At 62.8% G+C, this 2,737-nt stretch carries 4 protein-coding genes; all 4 read right to left on the bottom strand.

Translation table 11 applies throughout. The annotated features are described in order from the left end of the window. A partial coding sequence (locus FBR05_15110) for a polyribonucleotide nucleotidyltransferase (protein ID MDL1873508.1) occupies positions 1-874 on the bottom strand: 874 nt, incomplete at its 3' end. A 222-nt stretch (positions 875-1,096) separates the two neighbouring features. Continuing rightward, positions 1,097-1,363 (bottom strand): 30S ribosomal protein S15, encoded by a 267-nt coding sequence (gene rpsO, locus FBR05_15105; protein ID MDL1873507.1) that lies wholly within the window; start codon positions 1,361-1,363, stop codon positions 1,097-1,099. 105 nt (positions 1,364-1,468) lie between these two features. Continuing rightward, a complete protein-coding gene (truB, locus tag FBR05_15100; protein ID MDL1873506.1) occupies positions 1,469-2,380 on the bottom strand; it encodes a tRNA pseudouridine(55) synthase TruB in 912 nt (303 codons plus the stop codon). Positions 2,381-2,383: 3 nt separating this feature from the next. Further along, positions 2,384-2,737, bottom strand: a 354-nt coding sequence (gene rbfA, locus FBR05_15095; protein MDL1873505.1) for a 30S ribosome-binding factor RbfA, incomplete at its 5' end; no start/stop codon positions are given.

Raw genomic sequence — 2,737 nt, 5'->3', positions numbered from 1 at the left:
TCTCGAGGTCCTCGGGGCTGTCCTCGGTGATCAGGGCGGCCTTGAGCTCTTTCTTCACTTCCTTGACGGCCTTGCCGCGGGCCAGCTTCTCGCGGACCGCGAAGGCCTTCACCAGCTTGTCGTGGGCGAATTCGCGGACCTTGGCGGCCAGTGCCGCGTCTTTTTCGACGACCGGGAGGGCGCGCTTCTCCTTGCCCACCAGCTCGCGCAGCTTGTGCTGCGCGGCGATCACCGGCTGCAGGGCGTCGTGCCCGGCGCGCAGGGCGGCGATCATCTCGGCCTCGGAGGCCTCGCGAGCCCCGCCTTCGACCATCACGATGGCGTCCTTGCTGGCGGCGAGGATGACCTCGATGTCGGTCTCGTCCAATTGGCTCAAGGTCGGGTTGATGACGATCTGCCCGTTGACCCGGCCGATGCGGCAGCCGCCGATCGGGCCGTTGAAGGGAATGTCGGAAATCGTGAGCGCCGTGGAGGCACCGATCATCGCCAGGGTGTCGGGGTCGTTGTCGTTATCAGCGGAGAGGACGGTTGCGATAATCTGAGTCTCGCAGGCCCAGCCCTCGGGGAACAAGGGACGGATCGGCCGGTCGATGAAGCGGCTGGTCAGCGTCTCCTTCTCGGTGGGCTTGCCCTCGCGCTTGAAGAAGCCGCCCGGGATCTTGCCGGCGGCGAAGGTCTTTTCGAGGTAGTCGACGGTCAAGGGCAGGAAATCGATGCCTTCCTTGGGATCGGCGCTGGCGCAGGCGGTGACCAGCACGATGGTGTCGCCGTAGCGGACGGTGACGGAGCCGGCGGCCTGCTTGGCCACCCTCCCGGTTTCGATGACGAGGGTGCGGCCCCCGATTTCGCATTCGACGCGATGAATTTGTGCCATATGGCGCTTCTCCTTGGCGGAACGGCGGCGGATACGTCGCTTCGACGTCCGGGCCTACCTATTTTTTGGGATGTGCGTCGAGGAGAAGAACAAGCTCGGGGAGGATAATAAAAAACTGATAATTTAGGCTGAAATCCCCACAGAGTGAGAGCTTCGGCTTAAATTATCAGTTTTGAGAATCGTCCCTCCCGGTGCCTGCCCCGCTCGCCAAGGCCCATCGTTTTACTTACGCAAACCTAAATCGCCGATCAACTTGGAGTACTTGCCGCGGTCGTTGCGCTTGAGGTACTCGAGTAAGCGCCGCCGCTGACCGACCATTTTCAGCAGGCCGCGCCGCGAGGAGTGGTCCTTGGCGTGCGACTTGAAGTGCTCGGTGAGGGAATTGATCCGGCGGGTCAACAGGGCGACCTGGACCTCGGGGGAACCCGTGTCGGAGGCCTGCCGTTGGTACTTGTGGATCACTTCGCTTTTGGAATCTCCGTTGATCATAACCTTTGCTTCCGTTGAGACATTATACTTGGCTGTCCCTTCCTGAAAACCTAAAAATGAAGGGCATGGGCTCGTAACATAGCGCCAAACCCTTGTAAAGCGGCATTAGTCACCCAAATCGCCCACTTGCCGGTGCAAGACCCGGCCGTAGGAAAAATCCGGGCCGCCCGCGTCGTGGACGATGGCCAGGATGCGGCCTTCGAAGGTCAGGGCCAGAGGCTTGTTGAAAAGCTTATTGGATTCAATGAGTTGTTTAATTCTTCGCAGCGGAACTCCCGACAAGACGCGGTTTTTCTCTTCCTCGCTCGCCAAGGGTAGCCGCGGGAGGTGTTCCAGGCAGGCCTCGATTTCCAAAAAGCGGCTGCGCGCCGCCTTCGGGTCCCCTTCCAAGTCGGAGAGGTTCAGGGCTTGGGCCTCAGTAAAGGGACCGCTGCGGAGCCGGCGCAATTCGGTCACGTGGGCCCAAGTGCCGAGCCGGCGCCCCAAGTCGTGGACGAGTGAGCGGACGTAGGTGCCCTTCCCGCAGTTTATCTTGAGACTCAAGTGGGGAAACTCGAAGGACTCCAGCTCGAGGGCGTCGATCCGCACCCGGCGCGGCTTGAGTTCCACCGCCTTGCCCTCGCGGGCGTAGGCGTAAAGCGGCTTGCCGTCCTTTTTGATCGCGGAAAAAGGCGGCGGCACTTGTTCCTGCTCCCCCAAAAAGTCCGACAAGGCGGCCTCGAGGGCGCCCCGCTCCACCGAGAGCCCCTCCGAGCGCTGCGTCTCGCGGCCCTCGGCGTCGTAGGTGTCGGTCGCGACGCCCAAGCGGGCCGCGACGCGGTATTCCTTCCGGTCCTCGTCGAGGTAGGGAATCACCTTGGTGGCCTCGCCCAAGGCGATCGGCAGGACGCCCGTCGCCAGGGGATCGAGGGTCCCCGTGTGTCCGGCCTTCCCGGCGCCCAAGGCGCGGCGCACGCGGCTCACCGCCTGCTGGGAGCTGAGACCGCGGGGCTTGTCGAGCACGAGAAAGGCGTCCATAGCTCAATCGGAATCAGATTCCTCGGGGCTGGGCGGCATCTTGGCGAAGATTTTTTGGATCTTTTCGTCGATTTCGAAGGACTCGTCGTAGAAGAATTCGACCCGCGGGGAGAATTTCATGTCGATTCGCTCGGTAAGCAGGTGCCGCACGAAGCCCTCGGACTTCTTGAGGCCCGCGGCGGCCGCGGCCTTTTTTTCCTCTGCGCCGGGCAGCGCGTAGTAGACGCGGGCCAGCCTGAGGTCGGGGCTGACCTTGACGCCGGTGACCGTGGCGCCCGAGATGCGGGGGTCGCTCAGCTCGTAGTGCAGGATTTGGCTCACCTCGCGGCGGATCTCTTCGGCAATGCGCTTGTCGCG

This window comes from Deltaproteobacteria bacterium PRO3 (assembly GCA_030263375.1).
Taxonomy (GTDB): Bacteria; UBA10199; UBA10199; order DSSB01; family DSSB01; genus DSSB01.
The sequence above is the reverse complement of the archived record's forward strand: the minus strand, read 5'-3'. Positions and strand labels throughout refer to the sequence as shown.